This is a genomic window from Moraxella bovis (assembly GCF_025985205.1).
In the GTDB taxonomy this organism is placed as follows: domain Bacteria; phylum Pseudomonadota; class Gammaproteobacteria; order Pseudomonadales; family Moraxellaceae; genus Moraxella; species Moraxella bovis.
This window is the reverse complement of record NZ_CP087840.1, coordinates 2,487,204-2,504,220: the sequence shown is the minus strand read 5'-3', so window position 1 is coordinate 2,504,220 and position 17,017 is coordinate 2,487,204. Positions and strand designations below refer to the sequence as shown.

The window sequence follows — 17,017 nt, the reverse complement described above, 5'->3', positions numbered from 1 at the left end:
GCTAAATATCACAAGTTTAAATGAAAATGAGTAAAATGACAAATGATTTTATAGACAAACAAACAGTCAATGTGCCAGATTTGCACCGCTTTTATCCGCTCGCCCAAGCCTTAGCACAGTATCGTGGGGCGGATATTTTACCCTTTACGGATAACAATGAGCTTTTGACAGGGCTTGTGCGTGAGCAGGCGATAAAGCGGTATGATAAGCTGATAAACGAAAGCCCCTTACCGCAGGCGTGCGTGCTTATCGTCATCACAGACGAACCTGTGCCAAAGCTACTTTTGACAAGGCGGTCAAATCATCTTAGTAGCCATGCAGGGGAAATGTCCTTAGTCGGTGGTAAGCGTGATGAGACGGACATATCATCGGCAGATGTCGCCTTGCGTGAAGCGTGCGAAGAAGTGGGACTACATCGGGCGGACGTGGAGATTTTGGGGTATCTGCCCATGCAAATCTCCAAAAAAGGCTTGCTTGTCCGTCCTGTGGTGGCAAGCATACCGCCTGATGTGGTGGATAGACTTACGCCTAGTGAAGATGAGATAGCACGGCTGTTTTGGCTGCCCTTTGATGTGTTATATAGTGAGCCTGTGGATTTTGTCTTTGACCGTCAAATCACGAATAGTACCGCCAAACTGCATACCCCTGCATGGGTCTATGACTGTGATGATGACGGTACGCCCGAAATCGTGTGGGGGCTGACAGGGCGGATACTATCAAGCCTTATGGAGATTGGCTTTGGGGTAGGGCATGAGTGGTATTATCGCATAACATAAAAGGGCAATCACGCCCTTTTATTTGTGTATCACGCCTTTTGCATGGCGAGTTGTTGTAGGGATTCTGGCGATGACCATAAGCCTTCTAAGTCGTAGAACTCACGAGCCTCATGGGTCATGATATGCACCACGATACGCCCTAAGTCCACCAGCGTCCAGTCGCTGTCTTTGTCGCCTTCACGCCCCAGTGGCATAAGCCCTGCTTCTTTGGCAGCGGCTCCAAGCTTGTCGGCGAGTGCCTTGACATGGCGTTTTGAGGTGGCGTTGGCGATGATGATACGCTCGGCAATCTCGGTTAAATGCTCAACCGTCAGCACGGTAATTTCTTTGGCTTTTAGGTCGTCTAGGGCAGTAGTTACGAGCGTGATTTGCTCATCTAAGGATAGGTTATGTGTGGTCATAATGTTCAAATAAAATAAATATTAACCGTCTATTATAGCACACTTTTATAAAGCTCGTGCGTTTTAATATAAGCAAAAATCGGCTCGGGCAAATGACATGGTTTGTCGTTTTGGGTTAGGGCGTGGCGGATTTGGGTGGACGAGACGGCAGGCACGGGCGATGTGTCATAAAAAATGCTTTTGGTGTTAAAAGAGTTATTGGTTTTTAACAAATCATCTTTTAAAAAACCATCTTGTAAAAATTTACCAAAATCATCAGTCATTCTTACCAAAACATCTGGCACGACATCATCACTGCCAGCTCTGTCAAACGCCCAAATTTTAACGTACGCCAAAAGCTCTTTATAATCCCTCCACAAATGCAAACTTGCCAAACTATCACCGCCCATGATAAAAATCCGTTCATCATCAGGATAACGCTGTGCCAATGCACGCACCGTGTCTATGGTATAGACGGGTGGGGCTTGGTGGATTTCTGATGTGTCAATGCTTGCGGTAATGTCTTGATTTTTTAATATATCACACGCCAAAGACAGCATGTTTAGGCGGTGCGTGGGGTCGGTGGGTGTGCCTTTAAAGGGGTTGCCTGCGGTGGGCAAAAACGAGATGACAAAGGGCAAACCCAAAGATGACAGGCGATGATGAACAAGGCGTATCATCGCCAAATGTCCGTCATGCACAGGGTCAAAACTGCCCCCCAAAAACACCCGTCTCATCAAATGGTCAACTCAACGTCAGTCAATAGGTCGTTACGGCGATTGCGGACGAAGACCACTTTGTGATTGTCGCCGTTGGGGTAGCGTTCGGTCAGCTCAAAGTAGCGGGGATACGCCTTTAAGAAGTCGCTAAATTTATCATAGTGAAACAGGCGAGCGTCAAAATCAGGCTCCACTTTTAGGATGTAGTTTTTGACAGGGGCGATGTTTGCCCAGCCTTGCTCGTCTGCCATGGTGGCGATGGCGTTTTTGACCAATGCAATCGCCACGTCCACAGGCTTGAATTGGTTATCGTCTGAGAATAGCATGTCGGCTGAGTCATAAAAGTCCACGTTACTGGTCTTTTTCTGCTCTTCAAAGACTTCTAGGTAGGTAAAGCGGTCGCAGGCTTGCATAAAGGGCTTAGGCGTATGCTGTTTGCCAAAGCCATACACCATAAGACCCTGCTCACGGATACGCTGGGCAAGGCGGGTATAATCACTATCAGATGACACAAGGCAAAAGCCATCAAACCGCTCGGTATAGAGCAAATCCATCGCGTCAATAATCAGGCTTGAATCGGTGGCGTTTTTACCCGAAGTGTAGGCGAACTGTTGCATGGGCTGAATGGAGTGCGACAACAGCACGCTTTTCCAACTGGCAAGTTGGGGCTTTGTCCAGTCGCCATAAGTACGACGAACGCTTGCCCGCCCAAGCGTGGCAATCTCGCTGAGCAAGGCTTCAAGGTACGTGGTGGATGCGTTGTCGGCATCAATCAAGACGGCAAGATTGGCATCGTTAGGTAGCATGGTGGTTGCCAGTGTTGGGTAAATTGCCGCCATTATACCACAAAATCATACCACAGTGAGGGTGGGGTTTTTGAAATAATTTTGTATTTTTGGCGTGGGTGTGCTATGGTGTGTGAATGATGAATGAAAAATGGAGTGATGTCATGCACCAAGAAAAATTAACTTCCTATCAAAAGCTCAGTCTGTTTGGCAAAATTGGCGGATATTTGAGCGACACGTATGCTTCTGGCAAGACTTATGAAGCCCTTGATTTGTCAGGGTTTGACAAGCCATCTTTACAAAAATACACCAGTCAGTTCGGCTCATCGCTTGGTAAAGAATTGCTTGGCAGGCGTGTGGGCGGGGCGTTGGATTTGTTAAAAAAGGTTGTCCCTGCCCAGACGTGGGCAAGCTTGTCGGACGATGTTTATCAAAAGCTGGCACAGGGGGCGTACTGTTTGGCACGCTTTAAATTGCAAAAAGACGCCCGTTTTGCCGAGTTGTCCATGCTGACGGACGACCAAAAAGAGGCATTCGCCCAAGACCTCATCAACCAAAACCGCACGTGGCTCAGTACTGGCGGAGTGTTTGGGGTGCTTGGGGTCAAAGGGGTGGCTCTGGATACGGCGTGGGTGCTGTTGGTATCGCTGTGTACGGTGTACGAGCTTGCACTTATTTATGGTGCGGACATCGAAGGCGATGACGGTGTGCGTACGGTTTATGGAATTTTGGTGGCGACAGACGAAACACTCATTCACCAAAAACAGGTACTGCTCACCGCCTTGACGCTTGGGCAAATGGTGCTCAAAAACGCCCAAAATACAGGGCTTGCCGATGAGCTGTTGGCACTGTCCACAAGTCCTTTGGCAGGGCAATACACCAAGCATTTGGAGGAATTTTTTGGGATTTTTAACTTAGACAAAACCGATTTGGACAAATTCAACACCGCTTGGCTACGTCATCTGTGCACGCTTGGCTTTGTGGGCGTGGCGGTGCATTACAACAACCAACTTTTTGAAGAGGTGGTGGGCACGGCAAGGGCGACTTTTGGGAGGAAAGTGGCGGTAAAGTTGCTAGAAAACTCTTAGAAATCTGAGGGTTATTCTATGATATGTCATAACAAAACAACAACAGTTGATGAGCGTTTTTGTTACATTTGTTTGTTATGATAATGACTATCATTCATTAACTTATTAGGAGTGCTTGTATGGCAAGGCAGTATCGCACCAAACTCAAATCTATCTACGGTGGTCGTTCGGCAGCGGGTCGCAACGAATACAAGCCAGATGATATTTTAAAAGGTCAAACACCTAAGCAACACTGTGAAGCACTCATCGCCCAGCGTGGTGAGGGTCGCTTTGAGAAGGTGTCCGAACATGAGGATGTCTGTTATTTGCTTGGTGGGAATTATTTTGGTACATCGGTTGGGGCAGAGTACAGTTATTATTATGATGTGTGTACAGAGATTGCTTTTACAGGCACGCTCAATGATAAAGCCACCAACATTAAAGAGCTTGCCAATCTCAAAGGTGGCGAGCGTGTTATCATCACCGCCAACCAAAAAGTAACATGGACAGCCACTAACGAAAAAACACTCATCAAAGTCGCCAAAAGCGACACAACTTATTCATTTACCGCACCCAAATCAGGTACTTTTACGATTAAAGCCAAAGGGGTGTGCGACCCTAAGGCAAGTAAATCGGTGAGTGTGAAGGTGGTGCAATCATTGTCAAAATTAACACTTTCTGAACAAGACGTGATAGATATTATCAAGGTTACATCGACAGAAGTGGTTGTTAATTTGCCAGATGATCAATTTGCCAAGCAGACCGCAGGTGTGGTGGATACGATACTGAATAGAGCATTTTTAGCAAAGGGTGATGTGAGAAAAGTGATAAATGCACCGAATCAATTTAGTGAGATATCAGGCAATGCAGGTGCTTATGGTAGTGTGCAAAAAATGCCTGATAAAGATATCAAACCAAAAGTGCAAGCTCAGGTATTAGCCCATTTAAAAGATCGTGCTAATGGCATGTCATCAATAGTAGGGGGACATGTTAATTATTTAAACCCTGTTAAATCTGGCAAAGTTCCTTTGGAACAATGGGGTAATGCAGTAGTGGAGCAAGCTAAAAAGGAAGGGTTGGTTTTTGGTGTGGGTCAAAATACGCATTATCATGGTACAGCAAAAGGTGCAAAACAAGCCCCTAAGTTTCAGTTGGTTATACCTGCTAAATACCGCTAATGGAGATTGTATGAAACCACTCTCATTTATAATGTTGTGCATTTCTACTTTATTAATTACCACTCCTAAAGTTTATGCTCAGCAAGATAACTTCCAAAGAATATGTACAGGCGGTGGGCGTTGGGAATGCTTTGATCAAAAACGTCAAAAACTTGCCCTGCAAATTGCCCAAACCAATCGCAGAATGGGACAACTAAATCCATACAATAAATCCGCTTTATTAGTGGCTCATAAAAGTTGGGAACAGTTCATTCAAGATGATTGTGAATACCATAGTACATTTAGCCCAGATACTTTGGGTTCTGGTTATGGTAATATGTATGCAGAATGTATGTATAAACATCATGTGAGCAGATTAAAAGAATTGCAAAAAACAGAAAAATGGTTGCAGTCGCTTAAAGAGTAGAAACTGTTGTGGCGTGTTAGTTATCCAACCAAAGTGTGAATTTTTAGTGCTTTGGTTTTTTATTAAATGAATGGATGAAATATGAAATTGTATTTTGGACGTCTCATTGTCTTGCTGTTGATCGCGATATTTCAGCCAGCCCGCTCCCCCTGAGTTACCTAACAACTGGCTGGAATTGGCAAAACAGACCGTTTATTATGAAAATTCCACACCTCAAAATCATGTTTGTATGATGAAACAACCCAATTTAGATTTTCAAGAAATGAATTGTTGGCGATTAAATATCTATTTTGGGGTAACAGGATTGGATTTGTTTTATACTGACGATGAACGATATAGATCGATTTTGCTTGGTGGATATTATGGCAGTGATAATGCAGATAACCATAGTTATACTATGGAGGCGATAGGCAAGCATGTATTTGCTAATGTATTAACAGATAGCAGTTGGAGTGTGCACCCAAAATATCCTGCTTATCGTTATTTTATGAATCATAACAAACAGGTCATTCCTAAAAAAGACAGGCATAAACCATACAGCCAGTGGGAATGCTTTGCCCAATTTAGAGGTAATTATCATTATTGTCGCAAGATTGATGATAAAAGTTTGTTGCATTAATATTTATCTGGAATTGAATGCTGTGAATAAAATATTTATTGGTTTATTATTGATTTTCTTTTCCCAAATCTCTGTGGCACAATATGATGTTAATCAAGAACAACTTATATTCGCTTGTCAATTAAAAAATCAAGCCACAATCACCATACATCGCAGTCATCATATAGAACCAAATTATACTTACCGTTTTACTAGAAATGGCAAAGTTGAATTAAAACTTACGCAAACACAAACGCAAATGCGTTTAAATAGTAGAGTTAATCAACTTCAGTTTCGTGGTAATGGGGTAAGTATGTTTTTTCCTAATGGTAATTATGGTTATAATATATTTTCTGCTTTTGAAATACCAGAAAAAGAGGAGGATGACATTATTTTGCGTAGTGGCGTAATTGTCAGTAATGGTGATGACTATAATAAACACATTTATTGTTATAGGACTTTTAAACAATTATCTGATGAGTATTTGTAGAGAAATTTGTTATGCAAAAAGTTATTATTGTATTGCTATTACTGTCATTTTCTCACGCATCTATGGCAAAAGATACCCTGTATTTCTCTTGCCTAACAGAAAATAATGCCAAAGTTACCGTTCATCGTACGGCTGATAAATCGCATTATATTTATCGCTTTGTGAGAAATGGTAAAGTGGAGTTAAAAATCACACAGCATGCAAAGGTTGTGGTCAAAATAGTCAAAAGCACCCCGTATTTCATCGTTATGATGCACACAGCATGATGTTTACAAACGGTGATTATCATTACCATCTTACCAGCACTTATGACCCAAAAGATTTGACACGTGAAGACGGAAAAATCACGTTTTATTCTAGTGTTGATGTTGAGAAAAAATTACCTAGCGGTGAATTGGAATCTTTGAGGAGTGTTAAGTGTACTCGTGTTTATCAGCAACTGTTGGATGAACACCTGTTTGAATATCGTATAAATGAAGGTGGGTCGTGATGGTTGTGGATGTTGAGTGAGGTCTGTCTATACAGACTCCAAGATAAAACTTGCAACACCTTTTAAAATCACGTATAATAGTATATTAGCCCTATAAAGGGGCTTGGTCGGCTTAATTTAAGCCATTATTTTAATAACGGGAGATATTGCCTATGGCAACTACAAACCAACTTATCCGTAAGGGTCGCAAGACCATTACTGAAAAGTCAAAAGTACCTGCACTACAAGCTTGCCCACAACGTCGTGGCGTTTGTACTCGTGTATACACCACCACCCCTAAAAAGCCAAACTCAGCCATGCGTAAAGTATGTCGTGTTCGTTTGACTTCTGGCTATGAGGTATCTAGCTACATCGGCGGTGAAGGTCATAACCTACAAGAGCACAGCGTTGTGCTTATCCGTGGTGGTCGTGTAAAAGATCTACCAGGTGTGCGTTATCACACTGTTCGTGGTGCACTTGACTGTGCAGGCGTTAAAGACCGTAAACAAGGTCGTTCTAAGTATGGTGCTAAACGTCCTAAGGCGTAATTTAGCTCAATAACCCAAATTTAACCTGTGCATGGCTTGTGATGATGTGTGTTAATCTACCCCATGCCCACAATCATGCAGTAAGGCTGGCTAAATGCTTGATTTATTTTAAGATTGTATGCCAGATTTACCCTGAAGACATAAGGAACTATTATGCCAAGACGTCGTGTCGTCGCTGCCCGTGAAATTCTACCTGATCCTAAGTTCGGCAGCCAAACCATCGCCAAATTCATCAACCACGTTATGGTTGACGGCAAAAAATCAGTCGCTGAAAAAATCGTTTATGGTGCGTTAGAGAGCGTTGCTGCCAAGCGTAACATCGAAAACCCAGTGGCTTTCTTTGAAGAAGTGCTAGAAAGCGTTCGCCCAACGGTGGAAGTAAAAGCTCGCCGTGTTGGTGGTGCCACCTACCAAGTGCCTATGGAAGTCCGTCCCTCCCGTCGTACTGCCCTAGCCATGCGTTGGTTGGCTGACGCTGCCGCTAAGCGTTCTGAGAAGTCTATGGCTCTACGCCTAGCAGGCGAGCTAAATGACGCCGCCGAAGGTAAAGGTGCTGCCATCAAAAAACGTGATGACGTTCACCGTATGGCTGACGCTAACAAAGCGTTCTCGCACTTCCGCTTCTAATTTTATTAAAAGCGTGTTTGGCTTGCCAAACAATATCAGTCGTTTGTCATGGTGCGGTCATAATTATGTCTTATCATGACAAACTGACACCCAATTACTCGCAATTTTTCTAGGAAAAATTATGGCACGTAAAACCCCCTTAAATAGATACCGTAACATCGGTATTTCTGCACACATTGACGCAGGTAAAACCACGACCTCAGAGCGTATTTTGTTCTACACAGGTAAAAGCCACAAAATCGGCGAAGTGCACGAAGGTGCTGCAACGATGGACTGGATGGAGCAAGAGCAAGAGCGTGGTATTACCATTACTTCTGCCGCGACCACTTGCTTTTGGTCAGGTATGTCTGATCAATTCCCAGAACACCGCATTAACCTGATCGACACCCCCGGTCACGTTGACTTTACCATTGAAGTTGAGCGTTCTATGCGTGTGCTTGATGGTGCATGTATGGTGTACTGTGCGGTTGGTGGTGTACAGCCTCAGTCAGAGACGGTATGGCGTCAAGCCAACAAATACAAAGTGCCACGTCTTGCCTTTGTTAACAAAATGGACAGAACAGGTGCCAACTTCTTCCGTGTGGTTGAGCAAGTTAAAACCCGTCTGGGCGGTAATCCTGTGCCTGTAGTTGTGCCAATCGGTGCAGAAGATAACTTTGAAGGTGTTGTTGACCTGCTTGAGATGAAATCCATCATTTGGGATGTAGAATCTCAAGGCATGAAGTTTGAATATGGCGAGATTCCTGCCGACCTAGTAGATACTGCCAACGAATGGCGCAACAACATGGTTGAAGCAGCTGCCGAGTCATCAGAAGAGCTGATGGACAAATACCTAGAAGAAGGCGATTTGTCTCGTGAAGACATCGTCGCTGGTCTTCGTGCTCGTACACTAGCATGTGAAATCCAGCCAATGCTTTGTGGTACTGCCTTTAAAAACAAAGGCGTACAGCGTATGCTTGATGCCGTCATCGAGTTCTTGCCTGCCCCCACTGACGTTGAGGCCATCAAAGGCATTCTAGATGACAAAGACGAAACCGAAGGTAGCCGTGAATCTTCTGATGATGCACCATTTGCCGCCCTTGCGTTCAAAATCATGAATGACAAATACGTGGGTAACCTAACTTTCGTTCGTGTGTACTCTGGCGTTGCAAAACAAGGCGACAGCGTTTATAACCCTGTTAAGATGAAGCGTGAGCGTATCGGTCGTATCGTTGAGATGCATGCCAACAGCCAAAACGAAGTTGATGAAGTTCGTGCGGGCGACATCGTCGCATTTGTGGGTCTAAAAGACGTAACCACGGGCGATACCTTGTGTGATAATGACAACATCATCACCTTGGAACGTATGGAGTTCCCAGACCCAGTTATTTCGCTAGCGGTTGAGCCAAAAACCAAAGCCGACCAAGAAAAAATGTCTATCGCTCTAGGTCGTCTTGCCAAAGAAGACCCTTCGTTCCGTGTACGCACAGACGAAGAGAGTGGTCAAACCATCATCTCTGGTATGGGTGAATTGCACCTTGACATCATCGTTGACCGTATGAAGCGTGAATTTGGCGTTGAAGCCAACATCGGTGCTCCACAGGTTGCCTACCGTGAAACCATCCGTCAAACGGTTGAAGTTGAAGGTAAGTTTGTTCGTCAAACAGGTGGTCGTGGTAAGTTTGGTCATGTTTGGCTACGTCTTGAACCACTTGATCCAGAAGGTGATGTGGAATACGAATTTGCCGAAGAAATCGTGGGCGGTGTTGTACCAAAAGAATACCACGGTGCGGTAGATAAAGGTATCCAAGAGCGTATGAAGAACGGCGTTCTGGCAGGCTATCCAGTCGTTAATGTTAAAGCGACCCTATATGATGGTTCTTACCATGACGTGGACTCTGACGAGCTATCGTTTAAAATGGCGGGTTCTATCGCATTCAAGAAAGGCTTCATGCAAGCATCTCCTGCCCTGCTAGAGCCTATCATGAAAGTAGAAGTTGAGACCCCAGAAGACTACATGGGCGACATCATGGGCGACCTTAACCGTCGTCGTGGCGTGGTTCAAGGCATGGACGACTTGCCTGGTGGCACCAAAGCCATCCGTGCAGAAGTGCCACTTGCTGAAATGTTCGGCTATGCCACCCAAATGCGTTCTATGTCTCAAGGTCGTGCAACTTACTCTATGGAATTTGCCAAATACCAAGAAACGCCTAAGAATGTGGCAGACGAGATCATCAAGAAATTCACTGCCAAAGATGATGATGAGTAATCATAATCATCTCACTTAAATCCCGTTTTGGTTTGTCCATAAGTGGTAAGCTAAAACAATCATTTATCAAAACCTTGTGCAGTTTGCACGAATCAAAAGGATATTATCATGGCCAAAGCCAAATTCGAACGTAACAAACCACACGTAAATGTTGGTACCATCGGTCACGTTGACCACGGTAAAACTACCCTAACTGCTGCTATTGCAACCGTTGCTGCTAAGCATCACGGTGGTGAAGCAAAAGACTACGCTGCCATTGACTCAGCGCCTGAAGAAAAAGCTCGTGGTATTACCATTAATACCTCTCACATCGAGTACGACACTGCTAACCGTCACTATGCACACGTAGACTGCCCCGGTCACGCCGACTATGTTAAAAACATGATTACTGGTGCGGCTCAAATGGACGGTGCTATCCTAGTTGTTGCTGCCACCGACGGTCCTATGCCACAAACTCGTGAGCACATCCTTCTATCTCGTCAGGTTGGCGTACCTTACATCATGGTATTCATGAACAAGTGCGACCTAGTAGATGACGAAGAGCTACTAGAACTAGTAGAAATGGAAGTACGTGAACTTCTGTCTGACTACGACTTCCCAGGTGATGACACGCCTATCATCAAAGGTTCTGCACTACTAGGTCTAAATGGCGACCAAGGTCAATACGGCGAGCCTGCTATCCTAGAGCTACTAAGCACTCTAGACAGCTACATCCCTGAGCCAGAGCGTGACATCGATAAAGCATTCCTAATGCCAATCGAAGACGTATTCTCAATCTCTGGTCGTGGTACTGTGGTAACTGGTCGTGTTGAATCTGGCATCATCAAAGTGGGCGACGAAGTTGAAATCGTTGGTATCAAAGACACTGCCAAGACTACCTGTACTGGTGTTGAGATGTTCCGTAAGCTACTAGACGAAGGTCGTGCGGGCGAGAACTGTGGTGTGCTACTACGTGGTACTAAGCGTGAAGAAGTTCAACGTGGTCAAGTACTTGCTAAGCCCGGTTCAATCACCCCGCACACCCAATTTGACGCAGAAGTATATGTACTGTCAAAAGAAGAAGGTGGTCGTCATACGCCATTCCTAAACGGCTATCGTCCACAGTTCTACTTCCGTACCACTGACGTAACTGGTGCCATCACTCTACAAGAAGGTACTGAAATGGTTATGCCTGGCGACAACGTTGAGATGAGTGTTGAGCTTATCCACCCAATCGCCATGGACAAAGGTCTACGCTTCGCCATCCGTGAAGGCGGTCGTACCGTAGGTGCTGGTGTTGTTGCTAACGTTAAGAACTAATCTAACAAGATTGGCTTAACAGCAAACAAGACTAACCAAGTCAAACCCAAACCCCCTGCCAGAGATGGTGGGGGGTTTGGGTTTTTGGGGAGTTGGGTTTGGAAAAAGGGGAGTGAAGTTAATGAAGTATGACTTCTAAGCGACTAAAACCTGACGCAGGGTAGATGGCATGGTCAAAGTAGTCATCACGCTGCCCAAATGAGTAGAGTGGTCTTTAATGACCTTTGGCAAAAAGCTGGCTAACGGGGCTTTGAGTTTGGCAGATTGAGTTTGGGCGGGCAGTTGCCAGTTGCCTTGTTTGCCGATTTTGTGGGCGATGTTGGTGAGTTTGGTAAGGGCGTTGGCAGGTTGTTTTTGATTTAAGAAATCCACCGATTCAGGCAGTAGGGCGATGAGTGCCACCAGTGCCAGCCCTGTCAAAACTGCCCCTGTCATAAATACCGAGCGAAAGCCGAACTCATCTTGGAGCATGACCGCCGACAATCCGCCAAGCATTGCACCCACCCCAAAGCCACACGCATAAATGGCGATGGCAAGCCCACGCCATTTTTGGTTGGCGTATTCGCTCACGATGACGTTGGTGCATGGCAAAATACCGCCCACGCCAAGCCCTGTTATCACACGCCAAAAGGCAATGGATTCGGTTGTGTGCGAAAAATAAGTCATCAACATACCCACCGCTGATAGGGCGGTTGCGATGATAAGTAGCGGACGTCTGCCAAATTTATCCGCCAACGGAGCCAGCCCCATAGAGCCAATCGCCATGCCGATAAAGCCTGCACTCATGAGCGTGCCAATCTCTGCCCCTGTCAGCCCAAGCTCGGTTTGAATGCTTTTGGCGGTAAAGGCGATCACCAGCACGTCAAAGCCGTCTAGCATATTTAAGATAACGGCTAAGGCAACGATGAGCCATTGATAGGCACTCATGGGCGTGTGGTTAATGGCGTAGGCTAGGTCGGTTTGGTGCGTGGTCATGGTGTATGATGATAAATGGTGATAAAGAGGCGTTACTATAACAAAAAGTTTAGGGTTAATCAATTTCAATGTTTTCAATATATGGCGAACATTTTTAAGGTTAAAATGTCAATGTCGGTATTGCAATTTTTTACCGTCAAATGGGGCAAATCATGGTAAAATAGTCGGATTTTCTCATTTGTTTTTGTTTTGAAAAATTTTGCTGATTGACATAATAATAACCAATAACCATAACCATCAGTCAGCATTAAGATAAGTGATATTGATATGCCACATAATACCCCCCAAGACCAAGCCGCACACGCCAAGCCCTTTCCCACCCTGTGGGTGATGATGATGGGCGTGATGATTGCCATCGGTCCGCTTGCCATTGACATGTATCTGCCTGCTCTGCCGACCATGGCGGATGATTTTGGCGTGAGTGTGTCCGAGGTGTCCAAATCAGTGCCGTTTTACTTTATTGGTTTGGTGTTTGGACAGCTGTTTTATGGACCGTTTTCTGACCGTGTCGGGCGAGTGCTACCCATGTACATGGGTATGACGATATTTGTGATTGCGTCCGTCATCTGTGCGACCACCACGAGCGAGCTGGTGCTGTTTGTCGCCCGTACGTTGCAGGCGTTGGGGGCGTGTGTGACAGCCGTGGTAACCCGTGCCGCCATTCGCGACACCCTAAACCCCATACAGGGGGCAAGGGCGTTTAGTCTTATGGTACTGGTCATGGGATTGGCTCCAATACTTGCCCCGAGTTTGGGGGCATTGATTTTGGGATTTACCGACTGGCATGCTCTGTTTTGGTTTTTGGCGGGTTATGGGGTATTTAATATCATCTTGACCAAGCTGTTTTTAAAAGAAACACTCGCTCCAGAAAATCGCAATACCAAGCCCATCAGCCAAACTTTTGCCTCTTATCTTGACTTAGCCAAGGACAAGACGTTCATCATTCCTGCGGTTGCAGGGGGCGTACTACAAGGGGCATTTTTCATTTATTTGTCCATTTCCAGTGAGCTGTTTATGGTCAATTTTGGCTTGTCTGAAAAGCAGTTTGCCATCGCTTTTGGGGCGAATGCCTTTGGTTTTATCGCCTTAACGCAGGTCAATCAGTTTTTGACCAGTCGTTTTCGCCTTGTGCAGCTGCTACGCTTTGGGGCTCTCATGCAACTTGTCTCTGCCAGTTGTCTGCTGATGCTGGCATTGACGGGGCTTGCGTATTTTCCGCTGGTGTTTATGGCGATATTTTGCTGTATTGCAGGGCTTGGGTTTACTCAGCCTAATGCTACCGCCATCGCTTTGGCGTATCAAAAAAAGCGGGCAGGTATGGCGTCTGCCATGCAAGGCGCATTGCAGTTTAGCGTGGGGATTTTTGGGGGGTTACTGCTAAGCCTGTTTGATGTCAGTCCTGTGTTAAAGCTGGGTATTGTTATCACGGTACTGGTGTCGCTTGGGACGTTTTTGTTGTATCAGCTTGACCCTAAGATGGATTTGTCAAAGATGGATTAACCCGACTCTCAATTTAAATTTATGAACCATTGATTTTTCAATGATTATTTTTCAGATTGTGGGGGCGAATTGCAATTTACCCCTGGTAAATCAATGGACTGTACAAAGTTGAGAGTGGGGCATGGATTAGCAAATCCAATTAAAGAGTGTAAGAAAATGACCCAAACGGGCGATGATTTATTTTATAAAAAATCAGGGCGCGCCTGCCTTTTACATTTGTCATGAAAAATAATAAAAATCGCAAAGAAAATCAAATTTTCTCTTGACAATACCAAAAACCATGTTATAATGGCGTTCTAAATTGATGCGGGGTGGAGCAGTCTGGTAGCTCGTCGGGCTCATAACCCGAAGGTCGTTGGTTCAAATCCAGCCCCCGCTACCACTTTTTAAATCCTTATTTAAAATTATTTTAAAATTGTAAAAAATAAGGTATCTTTCCATAAATTTATCATCAAATTTTAAAATTGATAAATTAAACATGGTTAAGATGTCGGCGAGCAATGATTTTAGCCCACCAACGTGTTTTGTGGGTTTTTTTGTATTTGCAATTTGCCAAACCGCTTAGGGCATGTTGAATATTGGTATTTGCCATGAAAAATGAGAAAAATCGCCCGTTTTTCAAGGAAAAAATGCAGGCTGATAGTCATTCTATCAGACAAGTTTTTGACGCAGAAAAACCAGATTTAGCCATTTTTCATGCAAAAATAGGCTAAACCATCAAATTTTATCAAACTCTAATAAAATGTTATCAATGTTCAACACGCCCTAACTCTTTTTGATTTTTAATTTGTGCTTTAACATAGGATTAACCAAGCCAAAATGAAACCATCTAGCAAGATTGCTGAACTTACCCAAATGATTGCCCCTGCGGTGTCCGCTTGTGGCGTAGAGCTTTGGGGGATTGAGTTTATGCCCCAAGGGCGTAAATCACTGCTCCGTATTTATATTGAAGTAAATGCCGATGCCCGTGAGCGTGGCGAGCATATCACCATCGAGGACTGCTCAGCGGTCAATCACCAAGTCTCAGGCGTACTAGAAGTGCATGACCCCATCGCAGGCGAGTATGTGCTAGAAGTGTCAAGCCCTGGCTTTGACCGTCCGCTGTTTACCCCCAAGCAGGTGGCGATGTTTGTAGGTGAGACCGTCAGTTTGCGTCTGATTCACGCCATCGGACAAGGCGACACCAAACGCCGTAAGGTCGTCGGTCGTCTGGTGAGTACGAGTGAGACGAGCATGAATGTGGTCACCGAAGATAAACTAGAATTTGACATCGCTTTTGATAATGTAGACAAAGCCAATTTGATTTATCAAGACTAAAATTTAACCAAAAAGGTAGATAAGATGAGCCGTGAGATTTTGACCGTTGTTGAGACCGTCAGTAATGAAAAAGGGCTTGACCCTGATGATATTTTTGGGGCGATTGAACAAGCACTTGTTTTTTCAACCAAGAAAAAAGTCTACACCGACCAACCCGAGGTAGCGGTGCGTGTTGCCATTGACCGTAAGACAGGCGATTATGACACTTATCGCTACTGGACGGTGGTGGCAGATGAAGACCATGAGATGCCTGCTTGCCAAAAGGCGATTAGCGATTTGGACGAAAACGAATACCAAATTGGCGACATCATCGAAGAGCAGATTGAGTCGATTGAGTTTGGGCGTATTGCCGCTACCCAAGCCAAGCAGGTCATCATCCAAAAAATCCGTGAAGCCGAGCGTGCCTTGATTGCCGATGCTTTTGAAGCTCGTGTGGGCGAGCTTATCACGGGCGAAGTCAAAAAAGCAAGCCGTGATGGTTACATCATTGACTTAGGCGACGGGGCGGAGGGTTATCTTGCCAAAGACCAAACCTTGCCCCGTGAAATGCTACGCCCTAAGAGCCGTGTGACGGCACTACTTGTCAAGGTCAATCGTGATGGGCGTGGCAGTCAGCTGGTGCTATCTCGTACGAGCAATGAGATGCTTGTTGCCTTGATGACCAAAGAAGTCCCTGAGATTAGCGAAGGGATTATTGAGATTCGTGATGTGGCTCGTCTGCCTGGTTTGCGTGCCAAAATCTCGGTAAAAACAGGCGACAGTCGTATCGACCCTGTGGGGGCGTGTATCGGCATGCGTGGCACTCGTATCCAAGCGGTGCAACAAGAGTTAGATGGCGAGCGTATCGATGTCGTGGTGTGGAGCGATGACCCTGCCCAGTACATCATCAGCTCATTGGAGCCTGCGGACGTGTCTAGTATCGTGCTAGACGAGGACAACCAAACTGCTGACATCATTTTTGGGGCGAACGATCAGTTGGCTCGTGCCATTGGCTCACAAGGTCAAAACGTGCGTTTGGCGTCTGATTTGACCGGCTATAAGCTTAACATGATGCTAGAATCTGAATACCTAGAACGCCAAAAAAGCGAGTCTGAGGCGATTATCACGCTGTTCTACGAGCGTTTGGAAGTGGATAGAGATTTGGCGGAAGCGTTGGCGGAGATTGGTTTTACCACCATCGAAGAAGTGGCTTATGTGCCTGCTGAGACTTTTTATGACATTGACGGCTTGGATGATGAGACCATCGGTGCCATCCAAGAGCGTGCCAAAGAAGTCATCATTAATGATGAACTTATCAAACAGCAAAACATCAAAGAACCTAGTGGCGAGCTACTTGCCCTAGAAGAGATGACTCCTGCCATTGCTTATAAATTGGCGGAGCGTGACATCATTACCCTTGACGACCTAGCCGAACAAGCGATGTTTGACATCGAAGACATCGAAGGCATGGGCAGTGAGCTGGCGGGCAAGCTGATTATGGCAGCACGTCAGTCATGGTTTGAATGACCATGCGTGCGTCATGGGGCGTACTGTCATGAGTACGTAAGGACGTTGCCAAATTTGGTTGGTGAGAATTTGGCAACTTGTAAAAATGGAGGGTAAAGTGGGGATGAACAAAATACATCCTGCCTATCC

20 protein-coding genes and 1 tRNA gene are annotated in these 17,017 nt (G+C 45.3%); 17 read left to right on the top strand and 4 right to left on the bottom strand.

Annotated features, from left to right (window positions below; translation table 11 throughout):
• The first annotated feature begins 35 nt into the window (after positions 1 to 35).
• A complete protein-coding gene (locus LP107_RS12735; protein WP_228157721.1) occupies positions 36 to 776 on the top strand; it encodes an NUDIX hydrolase in 741 nt (246 codons plus the stop codon).
• 29 nt (positions 777 to 805) lie between these two features.
• On the opposite strand, the gene rsfS is transcribed toward LP107_RS12735, so the two are convergent.
• From rsfS to LP107_RS12720, 3 genes are read right to left on the bottom strand one after another with little or no spacing between them, the layout of a single operon-like run.
• Entirely contained in the window at positions 806 to 1,177 is a 372-nt protein-coding gene (rsfS, locus tag LP107_RS12730) for a ribosome silencing factor (protein ID WP_078274271.1), read from the bottom strand.
• 32 nt (positions 1,178 to 1,209) lie between these two features.
• Positions 1,210 to 1,893, bottom strand: a complete 684-nt coding sequence (gene nadD, locus LP107_RS12725; RefSeq protein ID WP_078274270.1) for a nicotinate (nicotinamide) nucleotide adenylyltransferase — start codon at positions 1,891 to 1,893, stop codon at positions 1,210 to 1,212.
• On the bottom strand, positions 1,893 to 2,714 hold the full coding sequence (locus tag LP107_RS12720) for an NYN domain-containing protein (protein WP_264676072.1): 822 nt from the start codon (positions 2,712 to 2,714) through the stop codon (positions 1,893 to 1,895). Before LP107_RS12720 ends, nadD begins: the two co-directional genes overlap by 1 nt.
• A gap of 83 nt (positions 2,715 to 2,797) precedes the next feature.
• Here LP107_RS12720 and LP107_RS12715 point away from each other — a divergent pair, with 83 nt between their 5' ends.
• The 11 genes from LP107_RS12715 (at position 2,798) to tuf (ending at position 11,590) form a co-directional block, all read left to right on the top strand.
• A complete protein-coding gene (locus tag LP107_RS12715) occupies positions 2,798 to 3,748 on the top strand; it encodes a hypothetical protein (protein ID WP_115368758.1) in 951 nt (316 codons plus the stop codon).
• 119 nt (positions 3,749 to 3,867) lie between these two features.
• A complete protein-coding gene (locus tag LP107_RS12710) occupies positions 3,868 to 4,905 on the top strand; it encodes a hypothetical protein (RefSeq protein WP_264676073.1) in 1,038 nt (345 codons plus the stop codon).
• Positions 4,906 to 4,915: 10 nt separating this feature from the next.
• Complete coding sequence (locus tag LP107_RS12705) at positions 4,916 to 5,311, top strand: lysozyme inhibitor LprI family protein (RefSeq protein ID WP_158079657.1); 396 nt, start codon at positions 4,916 to 4,918, stop codon at positions 5,309 to 5,311.
• Positions 5,312 to 5,540: 229 nt separating this feature from the next.
• A complete protein-coding gene (locus LP107_RS12700; RefSeq protein ID WP_143821689.1) occupies positions 5,541 to 5,930 on the top strand; it encodes a hypothetical protein in 390 nt (129 codons plus the stop codon).
• Positions 5,908 to 6,399, top strand: a complete 492-nt coding sequence (locus LP107_RS12695; RefSeq protein ID WP_078274265.1) for a hypothetical protein — start codon at positions 5,908 to 5,910, stop codon at positions 6,397 to 6,399. The genes LP107_RS12700 and LP107_RS12695 overlap by 23 nt, the downstream gene beginning before the upstream one ends.
• Before the next feature lie 62 nt (positions 6,400 to 6,461).
• Positions 6,462 to 6,665: a hypothetical protein gene (locus LP107_RS12690; protein WP_143821688.1), complete on the top strand. Its 204-nt coding sequence runs from the start codon at positions 6,462 to 6,464 to the stop codon at positions 6,663 to 6,665.
• Positions 6,662 to 6,889 (top strand): hypothetical protein, encoded by a 228-nt coding sequence (locus LP107_RS12685; RefSeq protein WP_078274263.1) that lies wholly within the window; start codon positions 6,662 to 6,664, stop codon positions 6,887 to 6,889. The genes LP107_RS12690 and LP107_RS12685 overlap by 4 nt, the downstream gene beginning before the upstream one ends.
• Before the next feature lie 152 nt (positions 6,890 to 7,041).
• Complete coding sequence (gene rpsL / locus LP107_RS12680; RefSeq protein WP_029102685.1) at positions 7,042 to 7,416, top strand: 30S ribosomal protein S12; 375 nt, start codon at positions 7,042 to 7,044, stop codon at positions 7,414 to 7,416.
• Positions 7,417 to 7,569: 153 nt separating this feature from the next.
• Entirely contained in the window at positions 7,570 to 8,043 is a 474-nt protein-coding gene (rpsG, locus tag LP107_RS12675) for a 30S ribosomal protein S7 (protein WP_078274262.1), read from the top strand.
• Between the two features lie 121 nt (positions 8,044 to 8,164).
• Positions 8,165 to 10,291, top strand: coding sequence for an elongation factor G (gene fusA / locus LP107_RS12670; RefSeq protein ID WP_078274261.1), 2,127 nt, complete (start codon positions 8,165 to 8,167; stop codon positions 10,289 to 10,291).
• A gap of 108 nt (positions 10,292 to 10,399) precedes the next feature.
• The gene (gene tuf, locus LP107_RS12665) at positions 10,400 to 11,590 is read left to right on the top strand and encodes an elongation factor Tu (RefSeq protein WP_029102688.1); all 1,191 of its coding nucleotides are present in this window, start codon (positions 10,400 to 10,402) and stop codon (positions 11,588 to 11,590) included.
• Positions 11,591 to 11,725: 135 nt separating this feature from the next.
• Here tuf and LP107_RS12660 read toward each other — a convergent pair whose 3' ends face one another.
• A complete protein-coding gene (locus LP107_RS12660) occupies positions 11,726 to 12,565 on the bottom strand; it encodes an MFS transporter (protein ID WP_078275290.1) in 840 nt (279 codons plus the stop codon).
• A gap of 267 nt (positions 12,566 to 12,832) precedes the next feature.
• Between LP107_RS12660 and LP107_RS12655 the strand changes: the two genes are divergently transcribed.
• The 5 genes from LP107_RS12655 to nusA all read left to right on the top strand — a co-directional run bounded on the left by LP107_RS12655 (position 12,833) and on the right by nusA (position 16,888).
• Positions 12,833 to 14,065 carry a multidrug effflux MFS transporter gene (locus tag LP107_RS12655; RefSeq protein WP_228157719.1) on the top strand — a complete coding sequence of 411 codons (1,233 nt, stop codon included), beginning with the start codon at positions 12,833 to 12,835 and terminating at the stop codon, positions 14,063 to 14,065.
• 305 nt (positions 14,066 to 14,370) lie between these two features.
• Positions 14,371 to 14,447 (top strand) — tRNA-Met (locus tag LP107_RS12650).
• 208 nt (positions 14,448 to 14,655) lie between these two features.
• A complete protein-coding gene (locus LP107_RS12645; RefSeq protein ID WP_264676074.1) occupies positions 14,656 to 14,778 on the top strand; it encodes a hypothetical protein in 123 nt (40 codons plus the stop codon).
• Between the two features lie 106 nt (positions 14,779 to 14,884).
• Positions 14,885 to 15,382, top strand: a complete 498-nt coding sequence (rimP, locus tag LP107_RS12640; RefSeq protein WP_078275289.1) for a ribosome maturation factor RimP — start codon at positions 14,885 to 14,887, stop codon at positions 15,380 to 15,382.
• 24 nt (positions 15,383 to 15,406) lie between these two features.
• Positions 15,407 to 16,888, top strand: coding sequence for a transcription termination factor NusA (nusA, locus tag LP107_RS12635; protein WP_078275288.1), 1,482 nt, complete (start codon positions 15,407 to 15,409; stop codon positions 16,886 to 16,888).
• Positions 16,889 to 17,017 lie beyond the last annotated feature (129 nt).